Below are 17,869 nucleotides of genomic sequence, written 5' to 3'. Positions count from 1 at the left end.
TTATTTGACAGGTTACGCATTTTTTTGTGCAGAAAAAGAGAGGAGTAAACAAAATGGCGGAAAGCAATAAGATGAAGGATATGCCGGTGAATAAGCTGATGGTCCAAATGGGGATTCCGATGATTTTATCTATGGCATTGCAGGCGGTCTATAACATTGTAGACAGTGCATTTGTAGGCAATATGAGAGAGGGAAGTGAAGCAGCGTTAAATGCATTGACGCTTGTATTTCCGGTTCAGATGCTGATGGTTGCAGCAGGTATAGGAACAGGTGTCGGAACCAATGCACTTCTTGCAAGGACACTTGGACAGGGAAACAGCAAAAAAGCTGCAAAGGTAGCAGGGAATAGTCTGTTTCTTGGTGTGATTATTTATGTGGTCTGTTTGTTGTTTGGTTTCTTTGGTGTGAGAGCCTATATATCATCACAGACAGTAGATACAGAAGTACTTGAAATGGGTGTCAGCTATCTGAGGATATGCTGTGTGATTTCTTTTGGTATTGTTTTCTTTTCATTATTTGAAAAATTGTTACAGGCAACAGGGCGCTCCCTTTATTCGACCATCGGACAGGTAGTAGGCGCAATTGTAAATATTGTCCTTGATCCGATTATGATCTATGGTATTGGACCTTGTCCTGAAATGGGCGTGAAAGGTGCCGCTTACGCAACTGTCATTGGTCAGGTAGCCTCTGCAGTTTTACTGTTTATTTTCCATATGAAGCTGAATAAAGAATTTGAACATGATGTGAAATACTTGAAGCCGAATGCGGGCATTATAAAAGAAATCTATGCTATCGGACTCCCGGCAATTATTGCACAGGCTCTGATGTCTATAATGGTGTACGTGATGAATTTAATTCTGAAGTTCAATCCTTCCGCACAGACAGCCTATGGCTTGTTCTATAAGGTACAGCAGTTTGTTCTTTTCCTTGCATTTGGTCTGCGAGATGCGATCACGCCGATTATTGCATTTGCGTATGGAATGAGAAGTAAAAAAAGAATACAGGATGGCATCAGGTATGGTCTGATCTATACGATAGCATTAATGATTCTCGGCATTGCAATCACAGAGATTTTTCCGGGCGCATTTGCAACGCTGTTTAATGCAGGACAGTCAAGAGAATACTTTATCAGTGCGATGAGAGTGATCTCTATCAGTTTTCTGTTTGCCGGAATCAATGTCGCTTATCAGGGTATTTATCAGGCACTGAACGGGGGCGTGGAATCGCTGGTTATTTCACTTTTGAGGCAGCTTATTATCATTCTGCCATTGGCTGGAATCTTTTCACTGTTCGTCAGAAATGGACAGATGGGCGTTTCACTGATTTGGTGGGCATTCCCGATTACAGAAGTGATTGCATGCCTGGTCGGTTATGTATTTTTAAAGAAGATCAGAAAAAATAAAGTAGCTGTTTTAAGTTAAGGAGGAATCAGAGATGACAAAAAGAATTATTACAATCAGCAGAGAGTTTGGAAGCGGTGGACGTTTTATCGGGGAAGAAGTTGCGAAAAAACTTGGAATTGCTTATTACGATAAAAATATTATCAATGAGATTGCAGAAAAATCTGGTTTATCACCGGAATATGTTCTTGAAAATGCAGAATTATCTCCGAAAAAAGGGTTGTTTGCCTATGCATTTGCCGGACGTGATATGACAGGCAAATCGGTGGAAGATGTGGTATACGAGGCGCAGAGAAAAGTTATTCTGGCATTGGCTGAGAAGGAACCTTGTGTGATCATTGGAAGAAATGCAGATTATATTCTAAAAGACAGAGATGATGTGATGAATGTATTTATTCATGGGGATATGTCGGAAAAAACACAGCGGATTATGCGTTTACATAATGTAGAAGCACAGGAGGCTGCCAAAATGATGGCAGACACAGATAAAAGGCGTATGACAAATTATAACTTTTACACAGAGCAGAAATGGGGATATGCCGGAAACTACACGTTGTGTCTGAATAGTTCACAGCTTGGATATGACAGATGTGAGAAGATCATTATGGCATGTAGTCAATAACCAGCAGCATACGATTTATATGCAAAATCTGTGAAGCCTGTAAAATGCGGGCTTCACATTTTTTTTACAAAAATTAGCACTCACCTCTTGATAATGGAAGTCGATTTTTGTCCTGCTTTGTGTATCGCAGAAATGCCTATTTTACGGGCTTTCTGAGCAATCAGTCATTTTGTCTGGTATCGTAGAATATCGTCAAATGAATTGCAAATGGTGTAAATTTGGTGTAAAAAATCAGAGAAAAAAGGAGAGTGCTAATAAAATGGAACTGACTTATACGAATGTAAATGGATATCTGATTCCGAACCTTACCTACAAATCTGGTGATCAGATGGAGCAGCTTGGTAAATATGGATTCTTACGCAGAGATTATCTGAAGAATCACCGTAATTCCTTGTATCAGGTGATGCTGTTGCAGGATACAATCGGTGAGCATCTGCTGGAAGTGGACAAGGCTGCCAGAGAACGGGAAGAAGTTATTCTGAAGCAGTTGGAGGAAAAAGAGCCTTTGCCGGATAAGGAGAAAGACCAGATGGCATGGGTAAGAGCAGCTAATCAGCACAGAGCAGTTGCAGAAGAAATTATTTTGAAGGAATTGATCTACGTGTAAGATTGAGGAATACAGTAAGTAACAGATAAATTGATAGTAAACAGAATATTGTGAGCAGATAAGGCGTGAGTCATAGAAATGTGGCCCACGTCTTTTCTTTTGCTCTGAGGGGAAGTGATGAATATGAACAAGAAGTTCCTAAAGCATTATATGGAGACAGAACCGGAAGGGACTGCACAGAAATATATTTTTCTGGTGGATAATCAGGAGATTGCGTTAAATATCATAATTTCCGGTTATCAGTCCCTTTATTTAGTGCAGGAAGAAGAGGACGGTTATTACAGTATAGATGGATTTGTCGATGAAATGCGTTCGATGCAGTTTCAGGGAAGCTGTCAAAGCTCCTATCACTATGTGGCAGCCTGTACAGTCAAATGGATGAATGACCGGATACTGGAATTCTGCAAGGATGCCGGACTGGACGGAAAATCCGGGTGGCAGTTGTTCAAAGAAAAAGAGTATCTTGGAAATTTTGACAATAAGCAGGAGCTTGGTAAAGTTCTTGAGCAGTTTATCCTGCGGTTTGAACGGGAACCGAAGAACTATCCGGAATTAAGCCGGTTCCACAAGTTTGATTCCAAAGGGAAAGTCACCGGTGTACGGGATATGGAGATTGTGGATTATATTGTGGAAAATGTGAGCTTCTTCGTAAGGGGAGAGATTCCCTATTATTATGAGCATGGTGTTTTTATCGAGGATGCCAGAGGTGTGAAGCTGAAATACCGGATTCAAAAGCTGATTTACCGGGATCAGGTCAACAGCAGCACCATCCAGAGAGTTTATAATCTCTTGATTACGCAGCCACAGATTTACCGGAATTCGTATGAGCTGAATAAGCAGCCAGCCCACTGGATCAATTTCAAAAATGCTTATTATGATGTACTGACAGATGAGCTGGTAGAGCATGATCCGAAGTATCTGACTATCAATCAGATCCCCTTCCCATATTATCCGGAGGACAGGGAAAAAGTCCTGGGAGGTGGAGAAAATATCAGAAAGTATCTGGATTCTTCCATACCGGATAAGGTGGAACAGCAGATGTTCTGGGAGTATTTCGGATATTGCATGACAACAGACACCCAGTTCCAGAAATTCCTGATGCTGAAAGGAAATGGAGGTACCGGAAAGTCCGTTGCAGTTGCACTGATCCAGCACGTGATCGGAAATGAGAATACGTCCAGTATCTCATTGCAGGACTTGAACAAACGGTTTTATGCTACCGGGATGTATGGAAAGCTGTTAAATGCCTGTGCAGATATCCCATGCAAGGCAATGGATACAACCGATGTGCTGAAAAAGGCAGTTGGTGAAGATACACTTTTGTATGAGAAAAAAGGAAAAGATGCGGTCTTTTATAAGGCATATGCAAAGCTACTTTTTTCAACCAACGAAATGCCGCAGAATCTGGAAGACAAATCCGATGCTTTCTACCGGAGACTCCTTGTTTTGGATATGAACCAGATGATTCCAAGAGAGGAAAAAGATATCCGGCTGAAAGAAAAGATCAAGGCAGAAGCGGACTATGCGATTCATATGGCAGTGACAGCATTGAAAGATGTTTATGATCGTGGGGAACTTATCGAAAGCGAACACAGCAAAGAATGCGTCTGGGAACTGCGGCGGTTATCAGACAGTGTATGTGCTTTCCTGGAGGAGAAACTGGTGAAGGAAAAAGGAAAGCGGCTGAAACGCAGCGACGTGTTCCGGATGTACGAGGAATACTGCGAGGACAATGGCCGTCAGGGACATGCAAAATCAGGATTTTTTAAAAATATGGAGGGCAAAGGGTTTCAGGCAAGGAAATATAACGGCGATTACTGTTATCAGGATATTGCTGTACGGGAAGAAGATTTCCAGCCTCTGGAAGCAGGGGACAGGACTCCCTTTGAGGAACACTCTGAACAATTAAAATTGAATATATGACAGATGGTTTGGGGCATTTGGGGCAAAAAAGGCAAAAATGAACGAGGTCAGGACAGGGCAAAAAAATAAAAAGGCTGTCAGGAGGTTCAAAAAAATGCCCTTTTTGCCCCAGCTGTGCTTTTATCAATAAAAATAAAGAAGAAAGAATGAGGTATGATTATGAGAATGATGAAAACAAACAAAAACGAGACAATTATGGTGATTGGGATTGACCATGGTTATGGCAACATGAAAACTGCAACCAGATGTTTTCCATCCGGTGTAGCCAGATATGAGAAGGAGCCAATCTTTCAGAATAACCTTCTTGTTTACCATGGTATGTTTTACCAGATCGGTGAGGAGCATAAGGAGTTCTGTGCGGAGAAAACGCAGGACGAGGATTATTATGTGCTGACACTGGCGGCTATCGCAAGGGAACTTGATGGGAAAGGAATGGATCAGGCAAAGGTACACATTGCAGCCGGACTTCCGCTTACCTGGGTAGCTACACAGAAAGAAGATTTCCAGAAATATCTTCTCAAGAATGAAAGCGTGGATTTTATATTCCGCAATAAAGAGTATCATGTAGAGTTTGCAGGAGCTGATATTTACCCACAGGGATTTGCAGCAGCCTTTTACCGCTTACAGGATTTCAAAGGTATCAATATGCTGGCAGATATTGGAAACGGAACTATGAACATCATGTATATCAACAATTCTCGCCCGGTGGAGAAGAAATGCTATACAGAGAAATATGGAACACATCAGTGTGTACTTGCTGTTAGGGAATCTTTGTTGAAAGAACTGGGAACAGTGGTAGATGATCTGGTGATTGAGCAGGTGATCCGCACCGGGACGGCAGATATTGGTGAAAAATATCTTTCGGTTATTCGTAAAGCTGCCGGAGATTATACGAAAGAAATCTTCCATAAGCTGAGAGAACGGGAATACAACCCGGAGCTGATGCGTTTATATGTAGTTGGCGGTGGTGGTTGTATGATCCAGAACTTCGGGGAATATGACAAAGACAGAGTAACGATTGTACGGGATATCTGTGCAACCGCAAAAGGATATGAAGCTATGACGGTGAGAAAAATTCAGAAAAACGGAGGAATGCTGGTATGAGAAAAGAACGGAGAATTATCAACACCAATATTCGGTTGAACCTGTGTGATGAACAGGATAGGAAAGCATGGGAATATCTTCAGACCATGGACAGGCAGAAATATAAATCCTATACAAAAGCAGTTGTGGCAGCGTTGAATGATTATTTTGCCAGAGAATATCGAAATAAAGAAGATCCATATCTGGAAACTAGAGAAAAGGAAGACGCTTTTCTGGAAAGAGTGGAGACAGCTATCCGGAATGGAGTGAAAGAATCTGTTCCGATGGCTATGGCAAAGAATTTATTTGAGATGCTTGCACCATTTGTGAAAGAATCAGCAGGAGAAAAAGAATTGTCCGATCTGACAGAAGAAAAGGAAAGTGAGCAGCACACGGAAGATATAACGGACTGGGAACAGGAAGCAGATTTGGATGCGGCATTGGATTTTGCGGATAGTTTTTAAGTAGTTGCAAATGAAATTGGAAAAATTGATGGATGAGGTCTTCGATATCGTCAAAAAGGTAAAATAGCAGAAAGAATGGAGCTAAATAACAGGATATCACAGTTCCATAAAAACAAAATAACAGAGAAAGCAGTGGCAGTGATGGCATTTTTCGGAGAGAAAATCCTGGAGATGTTCATGACTGCCAATTTTTATGCTTTTAAACAGAAAAAAGGTGAATCGAAAGGAAAAGAACAGAAATAAAAAGAAATCTGGCAGAGAAAGTGGCAGCCAGGGCGAAAAAGAATGGAGTGCCGGATACGGCACATGATTGTCCGATACTTCGCATCGGAGTGGCGTGTGAAAAGCCTGCTCCGGAAATATGGAAAACTCTACAAAGGGGAGTATTCCAGCTTTCCTACGCAGCCTTCCCACACACCACAAAACCACCGTCATCAGCCGCTTTTTATTCTGGAAGATGCCGCAGGGGACATGGCGATCCGATTCTTACAGTGGGCGGCAGATGACAGGCAAGTTTCGCAAAGTGGCAAGCCACTATGCACCGGAGCCAGCCTTGGGGCTGTTCCTAAACTTGCCAGAGGGCTCTGCCCCTTGGAACCCCGGCACGTCAATGGCGTAAGTAATCCTGCAAAATGTCCACAGGACATTCCTTCGGAAGACTTACTGATTGACTAGGACGCTGTCCTGCACCTGTATAAGGGAGCGTTGCACTCCCTTATATATCCCCTGCTAATTTACCAGCCGGAAATGTTATGGCTGATTCTATTTATGGAAAAAGGAATGAAGAAAGGAGTCGAAAATTTATGCGAAAACGAAATTATACAGTAACAATACGAATGAATAAGGCAGAGTATGACCTGCTTCAAAGCAAAGTAAAAGAATCCGGGCAAACCCAACAAGCGGTTGTACTCCATGCAATAGCAGATTTAAAAATTGAATCCGCAGAGGAAGTGGAAGAATTGAAAAAGCTAAACCAGATGCTTGCAGAGACACTAAGCCAGCTCCGTGGTGCGGCTACGAATATCAATCAGATCACACGGAAGCTAAATTCAGACGGTGTTATGCCAATGGAAGAAGTTTTGTATTACCTGAATCGGAATATCCTCAAATACCGGAAGGAGAGTGAAAAGATATGGCTATTAATAAGACGGTTAATAAGCGGACAAATTCTCATGGAGCAATGAAAAACTGTATGGAATATGTACTGCGTCAGGACAAGACCAATGAACAGCTTGCCTATGTGACTGGCCCATACTGCTATGATGAGATCAACTATGATCTGGTGTACCGCACGTTCCTGGAAGAAAAAAAGCTGTGGAATAAGGATTCCGGCAGAATGTATGCTCACAATATTATCTCCTGGCATAAGGATGAACAGATCACACCGGAGCAGGCATTTGAATTTGGAAAAGAATTTGCAGAAAAGTGGTTTCCGGGATTTCAGACCTTAGTGGCAGTCCATAAAGACAAAGACCATATTCACTGCCATCTGGTGACCAATTCTGTCAGTTATGAAGATGGGAGAAAGCTGCACAGTACAAAAAGAGATCTGGAAAGGATGAAGCAGCTCACAAACCAGATGTGCCGGGAACGGGGAATGACAGTTGTGGAAAAGGGAAAACATTTTGATGGTAGCCAGATCGAGAAAGAGGAGGTCATTGCGTGGAGCAAAGATAAATATAATCTGTTCCGTCAACAGGTAAAGGACAGTTTTGTAGCGGACTGTGCAATGGCAGTATTAAAAGCACTGGAAAATTGTATCAGTAAAGAACAGTTTATAGAAAAAATGAAACAGTTCGGATGGAGGGTGAACTGGACGGAAAAGCGAAAGCATATCACATTCCAAAATCAGGATGGGAAGAAGGTGCGTGATAGCAATCTGTCCAAAACGTTTCATCTGGATATCAGTAAGGAGGCGTTGGAGCATGAATTTAATGGAAATTACGAAAGGGTACGAGCCGAAGCAGAACGAACAGCAGGAACAGATGAAGAACTTGTCGGATACTACCGACAAGTGGAAACTGCTTGCGAAGGAGCAGGCGACATCACTGGAGCTGGTAACGAAAGAGAGGGACGAGTTACAGGTGAGAAATCAGAAGATGAACGAGTTTATCCTGGAATTTCAGAAAAGAACACACAGTCTGAAAATGGAAAAACAGCAGCTATTCTTCGAGAATCACGAAATGCAAGAAGAAATGCAGAAGTCGAATGCCGAAATTCAGCAGATGACAGAAGAATTGTCCGAAATGCGGAAACTCAATCAGTCTTTACAGCAGAGCAACGACGATTTGAGGAACAGAAACGGATTGATGACCAGGAGCGAGCAAGAGCAGCTCGAAGAAGAAATAAAAGACGTTCGGAACCAGAACTCTAAATTAAAAATACGGGTGAACCAATCATCTGTGGAAGCGGTTGAACAGGCACAGCAGAAGCAGGAAGAAGCAGAAAAACAGGCAAGGCAGGCAGAGAATCAGGCGGAAAGAGAAAGAAAACAGGCAGATGTGGAGATACAAAGAGCCAGGAGAAAAGCAAAATCAGAAGTTGAGGATATGAGAGAAAGGCAGTTTTTCTGGGATTGGGGATATCTTTGTGTCATTTTCTTTTCGTTTATTCAGAATGGAGCATTTCAGAGGGATTTATTGCAGCTTATCACGGTGCCAATCAATTGGTGCAGGGGATATGTGGCATGGTTTGAACAGCTGGATTATATTGGATATTCTGCAGGAGAGGTGATTTTTGAACGAATATTTTCAAGTGCTGTGATTATGGCAGGAATTGTCGGGTGCGTACTTCTTGTATGGGGTGGAATTGAGCAGTATAGAAAGATATGGGATGAGATTTATAAAATGGTTTTGATAGCCAGTATTTCCTTTATTGTGGTATTAGGAAACTTGATACGGGAATATTTGCCATTTAATTTGCTGTTTGTGATTTTGGTCATAAATGTAGGGGCTGTTCTGATTAGAATATATTTGAATAATAAGAATGTTGGTTATTGAACAATAAAGCGAATTTATTTGCTATAATGAATTTCTATATTTTCTTGTCAGTCAGGCCTAACGATGTTACACTGAAAGCGTATAGAAACTCAAACGATGTTACCTATTGTAGGAACTGGAGCTTTACAAGGTAACATTTTTTTATATGAGAAGGTATGATGTAGCTAATTATTGAAGGAGACAAGCTATGAAAGAGGAGACAAAAGTAAGAACAGCAACGGAAGAAAGTGGACAGGTGTAAAATGAGAATAGTAACAGCAGCGGACAATCCATATAAGATTGCTGGAGATATACTTTTGGCATCTTCGGAAGTGAAAGCGGATTTCAGAAGTGTTGATTTATATGGAACTTCTGTCCGAAGAAAAAAAGAAGATACGATATGTTCAAGATTTCATCTTGAGAATGAAAGTGGTACAGGAGATATCGTAGTATATCAGACATTTCCAGGAATGGAGTTGGTCTATAATGATATGCATATGGAATATTGTAATAAGATGCAGAGTCCACGTACTGGATTTATTGAAATTAATTATTGTCGGGAGGGGCGGTGTGAGTGTGCGTTTGGAGAGCGTAGTTATTGCTATATGGCAGCGGGAAATTTATCCATCTGTACCTTGCATAGGAAATCACATACATCAACATTTCCTACTTCCCATTATCATGGGATAACGATAACGATTGATTTGGAAGGAATTACAGATGAGATGGGAAGAATCTTGAAACTTCTTTCTATTAATCTTACTCAAATTTCAGAGTTTGCAGGAAAACAGGATTTTTATATGGTTCGTGCAAATGAAACTGTACAACATATATTTTCGGAATTATATACCGTTCAGGAACATATAAAGCCTAGTTATATTAGAATAAAGCTTCTGGAACTTTTATTGATATTAACAGAAATGGATTTTGACAGGATTAAGAACGACTATGTTTATTTTTCAAAATCGCAAAGGAACTGTACCAGACAGATTCATGATTTTATTGTAGAACATATCAAAGAACATTATACAATTGAGGAGTTGGCAGAGCGTTTTGAAATATCACCAACGGCAATGAAACGTTGTTTTAAGGGAATGTATGGCGCACCTGTTTATGCGTATCTCCGGACTTATCGTTTACAAATTGCTGAAAAATTATTACGGGAGGGGAGTTTATCTGTAGGTGAAATTGCAACAGAAATAGGATATACAAATCCAAATAAATTTACTTCGGCATTTCGAGGTGAATATGGAATGACACCGACGGAGTATAAAAAGAATGTCTGATTGGATAGAATCCAGTCTGACAGGTCATTGAGTTTTATATTAGTACCAGATAAAATATGCATTAGTTAGATAAGACTGACTAATGCATATTTTTTGATTTAGGAGGATTATAATGAAACAGAGAAAACTATTAACAAGCTTGTTTTTAGCAGCGACTTTGTCTATTTCTTTATTGACAGGTTGTGGAAATACAAGCAGCAGTACATCTGAAACAAAGCAAACAGAAAGCAGTGTTACAGACGAACAGACTACGAGCGTACAGAAGGAAAGTGGAACTGATGAGAATCAGAAGGCAGCAGATCAACTTTTAAGTGATCTGAAAGGTACTTATCAGGAACTGTGGCCGGTTATTCTAGCAGATGAATACGATCAGCTGTGGTTGGATGACAGTGCTTCAATTGTAGGAGAGGATAATGCTCAGGCGGCTGTTGAAAAGATGTCTTCTATGGTAACTGGAACAGTCACTGGTGAAGAAGCAGTGGAAACTTACAAGGATAGAAATATGGCATACGACTGTGAATTTTTACAGAATATAGATCGATTTACGTTTGACGGAACAACAATATCAGGTGTGGATGAAAATGGGAATGATATATTCAGCCATTCTTATCATTACGTAGGTATGGAAGAAACGCGTGGTCTGTACATTTACGAAAGTGATGATGCTGATTCCGGCGAGTTTACCTATTTCTGTATCGCTCCGGATACGATGAAAACAACATGGCATATTGAATTCAGATATGGCAGTGATCTGGATGCACTGGAAAAGTATGACGCAGGTGAATATGCTTATTGGCTGGCAGCAGGAATTTCTGTTGACTATACGCAAGCAGATGTTGAGAATTGTATACAACTATTCTGTAAAGAGAATCTGTCTGAATAGTAAATGAATTTGAGTCGGTGGAAATTGGAAAGAGTCTGATACCACCGACTTTTTTTAGGAGGATATAAGATCATGAATAAAAAGAAAAATCCTGAACTATCTCGGATGTTTGAATTTGCAGGGAACCGACACTGGTTGACCATTGCCGGATGTATTCTGGCAGGACTGTCCACGATACTTTCTATGATTCCCTTTGTCTGCATCTGGTTTGTGATTAGGGATATCTTACATGCAATGGTGCAGGGGAATATTTCTCTGGCAGCATCCAGCGGACATTATGCATGGCTCGCTGTGGCATTTTCGATGCTTAGCATTTTTTTGTATTTTGTAGCACTATGTTGTTCACACTTGGCAGCGTTTCGCACAGCAACCAATATGAAAAAAGAAGCTATGCATCATATTGTTACATTACCACTTGGATATTTCAGTCAGAATGCCAGTGGCAGACTTCGGAAAATTATTGATGATAATGCTGGACTGACCGAAGGGTTTCTGGCACATCAGTTGCCGGATCTGACCGGTGCAGTTGTTATGCCGGTTGCAGTTATCATTTTGTTGTTTGTCTTTGATTGGAGACTTGGAATTTGTTGTCTGCTTCCGTTGGTCATCAGCGTATTTTTTCTGAAAAAAATGATGGGTGGAGATAATGCAGATTTTATGTCTGGATACATGACTGCCCTAGAAACAATGAACAAAGAAGCGGTTGAATTTGTCCGTGGAATCCCGGTTGTAAAGGTATTTCAGCAAACTGTGTATTCTTTCAAAAACTTTCACGCTGCGATTGAAGAATACAAAAAATATGCCAGCGGATATGCAATCTGCTGTCGTATTCCACTGACCGGATTTAATGTTACTTTAAATGGAACTTTCATTTTATTGATTCCGGCAGCAGTGTTGATTCTTACGGGTGCAAGTGGACAGGCTGACAGTCAGAAGCTGTTTTTGGATTTCCTGTTTTATAGTCTGTTTACACCGATTTGCACGACAATGATGAACCGTATCATGTTTGCAAGCGAACAATTGATGGCAGCCAAAAGTGCGATAAGCAGAATTGAAGCTGTTTTACAGGAGAAACCACTCGAAGAATCCAATACTCCAAAACAGCCAAAGGATGCTTCCGTTGTATTTCAGGATGTTTCCTTTACTTATCAGGGCACTGAGAAAAAAGCACTGGATCATGTGAGCTTCGAAATTCCGTCAGGAAAAACCATTGCATTAGTCGGAGCTTCCGGCAGTGGTAAATCTACAGCGGCAAGTCTGATCCCACGTTTTTATGATGTGCAGGAAGGCGCTGTTCTGGTTGGCGGTGTAGATGTTCGTGAGATTGCAAAAAATGATCTGATGGAGCAGATTGCATTTGTATTCCAGAATACACGCCTGTTCAATGACACTTTACTAGAAAATATCAGAGCTGCCAGACCGGAGGCCACACGTGATGAGGTATTGAAAGCAGCGGGAGCAGCCCAGTGCAAAGATATCATAGACAGACTCCCAAATGGGCTCGATACTGTGGTTGGAAACGGAGGAACTTATCTGTCCGGTGGTGAAAATCAGCGTATTGCATTAGCCCGTGCAATTCTCAAGGACGCACCGATTATCGTACTTGATGAAGCGACTGCTTTTGCAGATGCAGAAAATGAACATCAGATCCAGCTTGCCTTTGAAGGATTGACCCGTGGAAAAACAGTACTTATGATTGCACATCGTCTGTCTACGATTCAGAATGCAGACACGATTCTCGTGTTTGGTGATGGAAAAATCGTAGAATGTGGCAATCATCAGGAACTTGTGAATCAAAATGGCATTTATGCATCGATGTGGAAAGAGTATCAGACACAGATTACCTGGAAGGTTGGAAAATCTGTGGGAAAGGAAAAGAAACATGATTAACAGATTGCAGAAAAAATATGCTCTGAGCGATCAGGGTGCAAAAGATCTTTTTAAAGCAATTGTTTACTCTGTACTGGCAAATATCAGCTTGATGCTTCCAGTTGCTTTACTTGCAATAGTATTAAATGCGATGCTTCCGGTGGCTCTTGGAATGGAAGATAAAACGGCAGGGCTTGCATGGTATACAGCTGCAGGAATTATCATTTTAGTTATTATTTTTATTTTTCATTATTTGCAATATACAAAAGCTTATATTGGTACCTATGAGGAAAGTGAACGTAGACGTATTACACTTGCAGAAAAGCTTAGGACGTTGCCACTTGGATTTTTCCATGAACGTGATCTTGCTGATCTGACAAGTACAATTATGGGTGACTGTGCAAGCTTTGAACATGCATTTTCCCATACTGTTCCTCAGTTCTTTGGAGCATTGATCTCGACAGCGATTGTGTGTATCGTACTTTTGATTATGAACTGGAAAATGGGACTGGCACTGCTATGGGTTGCACCGGTGGCATTTGCAATCGTACTGCTTTCACGAAAATGGCAGGAGAAGCTTGGAAAGAAATATATGACGGAAAGAATGAATCTGTCAGAAGGAATCCAGGAATGTCTGGAAACCGTACAGGATATCAAAGCGTGTAATCAGGAGAATACTTATCTTAAGAAACTGGATGCAAAAATGGATATAGCAGAGAAAGCACAGATTTCCAGCGAGATGGTCAGCGCAAGTCTAGTTACAACCGGTCAGATGATCTTAAGACTTGGTCTTGTAACTGTGATCGTTGTGGGAAGTTCTCTAATCTTACATGGAAAGATCAGTCTGTTTACGTATATTCTGTATCTGATCGCAGCCTCACGCCTGTACGATCCGCTTTCCGGAGCTATGGCAAATATGGCTGAACTCTTTGGTGCAAATTTACAGGTTAATCGTCTGAAAGAGATTCAGGAATATCCTTTAGAAAGCGGACAAAAAGACTATCACACCAAGGGCTATGACGTAACCTTTGACCATGTGAAATTTTCTTATGAAGAAGGAAAGCCGGTCTTAAAGGATGTATCATTTACTGCGAAACAGGGACAGGTAACCGCATTAGTCGGACCATCCGGCGGTGGTAAGAGTACTGTAGCAAAACTTGCCGCAAAATTCTATGACCTGGATGGAGGAAAGATTACACTTGGTGGCGTTGATATCGCAAAACTTGATTCGGTTGCATTGATGAAAGATTTCTCGATTGTATTTCAGGATGTTGTCCTGTTCAATAATACAATTATGGAAAATATTCGTGTTGGACGAAAAGGCGCAAGTGATACAGACGTTATTGCAGCAGCAAAGGCAGCAAAATGTCATGAATTTATCGAAAATTTACCGCAGGGTTATCAGACAGTAATAGGAGAAAATGGTTCTACACTTTCCGGTGGAGAGTGCCAACGTCTTTCCATTGCTCGTGCACTTTTAAAAGATGCGCCTGTTATTTTGCTGGATGAAGCAACTGCTTCTTTAGATGTGGACAGTGAAACACAGATACAGGAAGCAATATCTGAACTGGTCAGTGGAAAGACAGTTCTGGTAATCGCTCACAGGATGAGAACGATTGAAGCAGCGGATCAGATCGTTGTTCTGGATAAAGGTGTTGTGGCAGAAAAAGGAAACCATGATACGCTTATGAAGAAAAATGGTCTATATCGTAAGTTAGTTGATCTGCAGACGGAAGCGGCAAACTGGAAACTTAATATATAATTTGTAGTGATGCTGGTTTAAGTTTCGCTAAGTTTCACATGTACAAATAGATGCGAGAAATCCAATAGAGAATATGTACAAAAGGCATTGAAAACCATGGAACCATTGGTTTTACAGTGCCTTTTTTTGAGTAAAGAGAAAAATTCAGTAAATTTAAGTTTTGCTAAGTTTCACTAAGTTCTATTCTTTTGATTTTCGCCACTGTTTTGACGGCTCTCGTTTACCACAATCATCACAGGTCTGCGGCCAGTTGATTTTCCATTCAAAATATTCATTTCGGGTTATCTCGCCAGATTTTAGTTCTTCTTTTCTAAGTGTCCATTCTTTCAGAAAATCATTGAGAACCCCATAATTAAACCACATACCAACAGGTGGATGTGCAGGCCAGCTATCAGAATCATGGTAGCGGATAGCGGTATCGTCGCTGGAATTTGATTTTTCACCCGGATAAGTCTCTAACTGAAAGAGATTGATCATGCCGGGATTAAATTCATCCATCCAGAACAGAATTTCCATCAGCTCAGAAGCATTCATCGTAGTTGGTTCATGTAGTGTCAGTGGGTTCACATCCAGAATTTTAGCCATTTCAGTCACCAGATCTTTACGGGGAACCCGGTAGTTGGTTTCGTATTGGGCAAGGCGGTTTGCACCCTTATCGCCCCAACCGAGAGCGGCACCGAGTTCAGCCTGTGTCATATTCCGGAATGTCCGAATTTTTTTAATTTTATCACCAATTGTCATATCAGATTTCCTGCTTTCTATTTGATAAGTCTATTTTACTATCAAAAGCTCAGAATGTAAACAGAAACATTCGCAACAAAGCGAATGAAATGCTTGACATTAACATTAAAGCGAAATATAATAACAGCATAATCAATATTCGCATAAAAGCGAATAAACAAAGCGGGGATGAAAAAATCAAATTTTTTTATGAAAAATATGACCTTATTGCCTCTGCCACGTGTGATTAGTAGAAAAAGGTTTTGAATGGGAATTCAAGAGCTTTTTATATACCTTGAAAATTAAATGAGCTGTATAGGTACCCTTAGAGGTTTAAAGGACAACACAGAATTCCACCGCTGTACCAGAGAGTAGCATGTGGAAGTCGAAGATACTCCGGCAACGGCTGGCAGGCTCGAGAAGGAGCTGGCAGCATTCAGAAAAATTCTGATAGAGGTCAAATGTAACGTTGACACCGCCTGTACGAATGGAAGCCAACACGCCGAACAGAAGAAAATTCATCATTAGACAACATCGAAAACGACAGAAGAAGGTACTGACAACGGGCATGAAACCGCTGTCTGGGAGGTGATGCAGAAGAATACGGAGGAAAGGAGGTATGTGCATCATGAGAAAGACAACAGAGTATAACACAGAAAATCGTCTGACTGTGGATATTGAAGGTTTAATGGCAATGCTATCCTGCGGTGCAGTCACAGCAAGAAAAATCGCAGACTGTGCAGAAGCAAAGATCATTGTTGGCAGACGTGTTCTCTATAACGTGGATAAGATAAAAAAATATCTTGATGCAATGGCAGTGTAATGGACGAGAACAGGAGAAAACAACGAATTTCCTTCGGAATGAGAGTGCAAAGAAAAATTGGTGTTTTTCAAGAATTTACCCTTGGAAATCCTAAAATATTATGTTAATCTGTGAGCAGATATCAGACAGATTATGACTGATACGAACAGGACAAAAATCATTCCGAATAACAAACAACGAATGTGAAAGGAATGATTAGTATGGCAAGAAAAGACAACAAAGGCAGAAATTTAAGAACAGGAGAGAGCCAGCGATCAGATGGACGTTATATGTATCGCTACAAAGATGAGATTACCGGAAAGCGGATAACAATCTATGATATGGATCTTGCGAGCCTGAGAGAACAGGAAAAAAAGGTCAATAAAGATATGGATGATCAGCTTATTACAGACACATCTGTAAAGAAGCTGACGGTAAATGGCTTGTTTGAACGGTATATGGCAACGACGAATATCCGGGAAAGAACGAAGAAGAATTATATCGGTATGTGGAATCACCGGGTGCGTAATACACTGGGAAATATTCGTGTGGTAGATTTTAAGACCTCTCATGTACGGACATTTTTTTCGCAGCTGTCAGATGAAGGGCTGGCACACAGTACGATCAAAGGCTTTTATGCTATGCTTAACCCAAGTTTTGAGATGGCAGTAGCAGACGAGATTATCCGAAAGAATCCGGTTACAGGAACACTTGGAGATTATGGTGCCCCGGCAAAAGAAAAAGAAGCATTGACTTTGGAACAGCAGGAAAAACTTCTGAAATTTGTGGAGAATAGTAAGGTATATAAACCACATCTTCCAATGATGCAGATTATGTTCGGGGCTTGTCTGAGAGTGAGTGAAACAATTGGATTGACCTGGTCGGATGTAGATATGAAGAACAGGGAAATCCATGTGGGAGGTCAGCTTGTTTACTATGAAGGTGATGAAGGCTATTGTTTCCATGATTCTGAAACCAAAACGGATGCGGGCATCAGAACGATACCGATGACGCAGACTGTGTATGACGCATTTCGTAAGCAGAAGGAATTGAATCTGATGCTGGGATTGCAGAGTAATGTAGAGATTGGTGGACGTAGTGGATTCATCTTCAATACAAAACATGGACGTCCGATCATGCCGGCAGGTGTAAACAGTTTCCTAAAGAACATTGTAAATGCTTATAACAAAAAGGAAACGGCATTGGCAGCCCAGGAAAACAGAGAACCTGAGCTGATGCCTCATATATCTGCTCATACGCTTCGGCATACGGGCTGTACCAGATTGGGTGAAAACAATGTCAATCCGAAAGTCATGCAGTATGTGATGGGACATTCCGATGCAAAGATTACGATGAACGTATATAACCATATCGCCGAAATGTCTCATGTAGAAAATGAAATGTCAAAAATGAACCTGCCAGATGCTGTACCAGCAGTGGTGTAAATTCAGGTCACTGGTGTAATTTGGT

Annotated in this window: 17 protein-coding genes; 15 read left to right on the top strand and 2 right to left on the bottom strand. The window is 41.0% G+C overall.

Translation table 11 applies throughout. The annotated features are described in order from the left end of the window. The first annotated feature begins 53 nt into the window (after positions 1-53). From NBH03_RS07210 to NBH03_RS07150, 13 genes are all read left to right on the top strand, one after another. Positions 54-1,421: an MATE family efflux transporter gene (locus tag NBH03_RS07210; protein WP_250798572.1), complete on the top strand. Its 1,368-nt coding sequence runs from the start codon at positions 54-56 to the stop codon at positions 1,419-1,421. A 13-nt stretch (positions 1,422-1,434) separates the two neighbouring features. After that, positions 1,435-2,022, top strand: a complete 588-nt coding sequence (locus NBH03_RS07205; protein WP_250798570.1) for a cytidylate kinase-like family protein — start codon at positions 1,435-1,437, stop codon at positions 2,020-2,022. A 259-nt stretch (positions 2,023-2,281) separates the two neighbouring features. Then, positions 2,282-2,629: a TnpV protein gene (locus tag NBH03_RS07200; RefSeq protein ID WP_055147149.1), complete on the top strand. Its 348-nt coding sequence runs from the start codon at positions 2,282-2,284 to the stop codon at positions 2,627-2,629. Positions 2,630-2,752: 123 nt separating this feature from the next. Next, positions 2,753-4,552, top strand: coding sequence for a DNA primase family protein (locus tag NBH03_RS07195; RefSeq protein ID WP_250798565.1), 1,800 nt, complete (start codon positions 2,753-2,755; stop codon positions 4,550-4,552). Between the two features lie 159 nt (positions 4,553-4,711). Next, positions 4,712-5,656 carry a ParM/StbA family protein gene (locus NBH03_RS07190; protein WP_055147146.1) on the top strand — a complete coding sequence of 315 codons (945 nt, stop codon included), beginning with the start codon at positions 4,712-4,714 and terminating at the stop codon, positions 5,654-5,656. Then, entirely contained in the window at positions 5,653-6,099 is a 447-nt protein-coding gene (locus tag NBH03_RS07185; RefSeq protein ID WP_055147143.1) for a hypothetical protein, read from the top strand. Before NBH03_RS07190 ends, NBH03_RS07185 begins: the two co-directional genes overlap by 4 nt. A gap of 752 nt (positions 6,100-6,851) precedes the next feature. Further along, the gene (locus tag NBH03_RS07180) at positions 6,852-7,283 is read left to right on the top strand and encodes a plasmid mobilization protein (RefSeq protein ID WP_250798561.1); all 432 of its coding nucleotides are present in this window, start codon (positions 6,852-6,854) and stop codon (positions 7,281-7,283) included. After that, positions 7,232-8,473: a relaxase/mobilization nuclease domain-containing protein gene (locus NBH03_RS07175; RefSeq protein ID WP_250798558.1), complete on the top strand. Its 1,242-nt coding sequence runs from the start codon at positions 7,232-7,234 to the stop codon at positions 8,471-8,473. The genes NBH03_RS07180 and NBH03_RS07175 overlap by 52 nt, the downstream gene beginning before the upstream one ends. Beyond that, entirely contained in the window at positions 8,409-9,098 is a 690-nt protein-coding gene (locus NBH03_RS07170) for a DUF6040 family protein (RefSeq protein WP_242849369.1), read from the top strand. The genes NBH03_RS07175 and NBH03_RS07170 overlap by 65 nt, the downstream gene beginning before the upstream one ends. 242 nt (positions 9,099-9,340) lie before the next feature. Further along, on the top strand, positions 9,341-10,363 hold the full coding sequence (locus tag NBH03_RS07165) for a helix-turn-helix domain-containing protein (protein ID WP_081016865.1): 1,023 nt from the start codon (positions 9,341-9,343) through the stop codon (positions 10,361-10,363). Positions 10,364-10,475: 112 nt separating this feature from the next. Continuing rightward, positions 10,476-11,246 carry a hypothetical protein gene (locus NBH03_RS07160; protein ID WP_055147130.1) on the top strand — a complete coding sequence of 257 codons (771 nt, stop codon included), beginning with the start codon at positions 10,476-10,478 and terminating at the stop codon, positions 11,244-11,246. A 72-nt stretch (positions 11,247-11,318) separates the two neighbouring features. Beyond that, entirely contained in the window at positions 11,319-13,136 is a 1,818-nt protein-coding gene (locus NBH03_RS07155; RefSeq protein WP_055147127.1) for an ABC transporter ATP-binding protein, read from the top strand. Then, a complete protein-coding gene (locus NBH03_RS07150) occupies positions 13,129-14,877 on the top strand; it encodes an ABC transporter ATP-binding protein (protein WP_055147124.1) in 1,749 nt (582 codons plus the stop codon). Before NBH03_RS07155 ends, NBH03_RS07150 begins: the two co-directional genes overlap by 8 nt. Before the next feature lie 180 nt (positions 14,878-15,057). Here the strand turns inward: NBH03_RS07150 and NBH03_RS07145 are convergent, their stop codons facing one another. Then, positions 15,058-15,618 (bottom strand): helix-turn-helix domain-containing protein, encoded by a 561-nt coding sequence (locus NBH03_RS07145; RefSeq protein ID WP_055147120.1) that lies wholly within the window; start codon positions 15,616-15,618, stop codon positions 15,058-15,060. Between the two features lie 312 nt (positions 15,619-15,930). Continuing rightward, a complete protein-coding gene (locus NBH03_RS07140; RefSeq protein ID WP_173907341.1) occupies positions 15,931-16,122 on the bottom strand; it encodes a hypothetical protein in 192 nt (63 codons plus the stop codon). A gap of 103 nt (positions 16,123-16,225) precedes the next feature. Between NBH03_RS07140 and NBH03_RS07135 the strand changes: the two genes are divergently transcribed. Both NBH03_RS07135 and NBH03_RS07130 read left to right on the top strand, forming a co-directional pair. After that, a complete protein-coding gene (locus tag NBH03_RS07135; RefSeq protein ID WP_004841353.1) occupies positions 16,226-16,420 on the top strand; it encodes a hypothetical protein in 195 nt (64 codons plus the stop codon). A gap of 200 nt (positions 16,421-16,620) precedes the next feature. Then, positions 16,621-17,844 (top strand): site-specific integrase, encoded by a 1,224-nt coding sequence (locus tag NBH03_RS07130; RefSeq protein ID WP_055147117.1) that lies wholly within the window; start codon positions 16,621-16,623, stop codon positions 17,842-17,844. Positions 17,845-17,869: the final 25 nt, after the last annotated feature.

The organism is Coprococcus intestinalis (assembly GCF_023656595.1).
GTDB classification, from domain to species: domain Bacteria; phylum Bacillota; class Clostridia; order Lachnospirales; family Lachnospiraceae; genus Coprococcus_A; species Coprococcus_A intestinihominis.
Note: the sequence above shows the minus strand (reverse complement) of the source record. Positions and strands in the feature narration are given on the sequence as shown.

Excerpts from the sequence above, each read along its gene's own strand:
- NBH03_RS07210 (WP_250798572.1), top strand. The coding sequence starts at position 54 with ATGGCGGAAAGCAATAAGATGAAGGATATGCCGGTGAATAAGCTGATG.
- NBH03_RS07205 (WP_250798570.1), top strand. The coding sequence starts at position 1,435 with ATGACAAAAAGAATTATTACAATCAGCAGAGAGTTTGGAAGCGGTGGA.
- NBH03_RS07200 (WP_055147149.1), top strand. The coding sequence starts at position 2,282 with ATGGAACTGACTTATACGAATGTAAATGGATATCTGATTCCGAACCTT.
- NBH03_RS07195 (WP_250798565.1), top strand. The coding sequence starts at position 2,753 with ATGAACAAGAAGTTCCTAAAGCATTATATGGAGACAGAACCGGAAGGG.
- NBH03_RS07190 (WP_055147146.1), top strand. The coding sequence starts at position 4,712 with ATGAGAATGATGAAAACAAACAAAAACGAGACAATTATGGTGATTGGG.
- NBH03_RS07185 (WP_055147143.1), top strand. The coding sequence starts at position 5,653 with ATGAGAAAAGAACGGAGAATTATCAACACCAATATTCGGTTGAACCTG.
- NBH03_RS07180 (WP_250798561.1), top strand. The coding sequence starts at position 6,852 with ATGGCTGATTCTATTTATGGAAAAAGGAATGAAGAAAGGAGTCGAAAA.
- NBH03_RS07175 (WP_250798558.1), top strand. The coding sequence starts at position 7,232 with ATGGCTATTAATAAGACGGTTAATAAGCGGACAAATTCTCATGGAGCA.
- NBH03_RS07170 (WP_242849369.1), top strand. The coding sequence starts at position 8,409 with ATGACCAGGAGCGAGCAAGAGCAGCTCGAAGAAGAAATAAAAGACGTT.
- NBH03_RS07165 (WP_081016865.1), top strand. The coding sequence starts at position 9,341 with ATGAGAATAGTAACAGCAGCGGACAATCCATATAAGATTGCTGGAGAT.
- NBH03_RS07160 (WP_055147130.1), top strand. The coding sequence starts at position 10,476 with ATGAAACAGAGAAAACTATTAACAAGCTTGTTTTTAGCAGCGACTTTG.
- NBH03_RS07155 (WP_055147127.1), top strand. The coding sequence starts at position 11,319 with ATGAATAAAAAGAAAAATCCTGAACTATCTCGGATGTTTGAATTTGCA.
- NBH03_RS07150 (WP_055147124.1), top strand. The coding sequence starts at position 13,129 with ATGATTAACAGATTGCAGAAAAAATATGCTCTGAGCGATCAGGGTGCA.
- NBH03_RS07145 (WP_055147120.1), bottom strand. The coding sequence starts at position 15,618 with ATGACAATTGGTGATAAAATTAAAAAAATTCGGACATTCCGGAATATG.
- NBH03_RS07140 (WP_173907341.1), bottom strand. The coding sequence starts at position 16,122 with ATGATGAATTTTCTTCTGTTCGGCGTGTTGGCTTCCATTCGTACAGGC.
- NBH03_RS07135 (WP_004841353.1), top strand. The coding sequence starts at position 16,226 with ATGAGAAAGACAACAGAGTATAACACAGAAAATCGTCTGACTGTGGAT.
- NBH03_RS07130 (WP_055147117.1), top strand. The coding sequence starts at position 16,621 with ATGGCAAGAAAAGACAACAAAGGCAGAAATTTAAGAACAGGAGAGAGC.